This window comes from Streptomyces sp. NRRL S-495 (assembly GCF_000966955.1).
Lineage (GTDB): Bacteria > Actinomycetota > Actinomycetes > Streptomycetales > Streptomycetaceae > Kitasatospora > Kitasatospora purpeofusca.
Map to the genome: position 1 here is coordinate 1 of NZ_JZWY01001298.1, position 471 is coordinate 471.

1 protein-coding gene is annotated in these 471 nt (G+C 69.6%); it reads left to right on the forward strand.

From position 1 onward, the window contains the following. Nucleotides 1–34 precede the first annotated feature (34 nt). The coding region (locus tag VR45_RS41310; protein ID WP_234326690.1) for a condensation domain-containing protein at nucleotides 35–471 on the forward strand (437 nt) is incomplete at its 3' end.

Genomic DNA, 471 nt, shown 5'->3' on the forward strand with positions numbered 1-471 from the left:
GTTGGAGGGTCCGAGCGCGACCTACAACATTCCGATGGCGCTGCGGTTGACCGGCGAGTTGGACCGGGAGGCCCTGGCGGAAGCGCTGCGGGATGTGGTGGGTCGGCACGAGGTGCTGCGCACGGTGTTCCCGGTGGCGGATGGTGGGCCGTTCCAGCAGGTGCTGTCGCTGGAGGAGTGCGGCTTCGAGGTGCCGGTCGTGGTGGTCGAGCCGGGCGGACTGGATGCGGCGGTGGCTGGAGCCTCTGGCCACCTGTTCGATCTGGCCGTGCAGATTCCGCTGCGGGCGACGGTGTTCGCGGTGGCTCCGCAGGAGCATGTGCTGGTGGTGCTGGTGCACCACATCGCCAGTGACGGCTGGTCGACCGGTGCGCTGGCGCGGGACATCTCCATGGCGTACACCGCTCGGCTGGAGGGCCGGATGCCCGACTGGGCCGCGCTGCCGGTGCAGTACGCGGACTATGCCTTGTG